General features: G+C 63.9%; 1 protein-coding gene. It reads right to left on the bottom strand.

Annotated elements, in window-relative coordinates; genetic code table 11:
- Window positions 1-83: 83 nt before the first annotated feature.
- Window positions 84-399 (bottom strand): sigma 54 modulation/S30EA ribosomal C-terminal domain-containing protein (locus AC07RN_RS21440; protein ID WP_478337293.1); only part of this gene is annotated, 316 nt, incomplete at its 5' end.

Below are 399 nucleotides of genomic sequence, written 5' to 3'. Positions count from 1 at the left end.
ATCCGGCCGAGGTCGGGCGACCCCAGCCGGATCCCATGGTATGCGTAATCACGGTCGGACGAGTAGACCGACCGCCGACGATGTCACGCCAGACGTATCAATCCGTAGTCGAACGCGTGGCGCCGGTACACGACAGAAGGCCGGTCGGTCTCCTTGTCGTGGAACAGGTAGAAGTCGTGTCCGACCAGTTCCATCTCGTAAAGCGCGTCGTCGACGGTCATCGGTTCGGCCGAGTGCACCTTCGTGCGCACGATCTGTCCCGGACCGGGCGGAGCCTCGCCGTCCAGGGAGAGTCCTTGATCGATCGCCAACGTGTCGTCCTGCGCCAGTGTGGCGGTGGCCTGTGCAACGGAGACCGGCGTCTTCTCGCCGTAGTGGACCTTGCGACGATCCTTCGTC

The sequence above is a fragment of the Lelliottia sp. GFLA7 genome (genome assembly GCF_056490165.1).
This window is presented reverse-complemented; position numbering and strand designations above follow the sequence as displayed.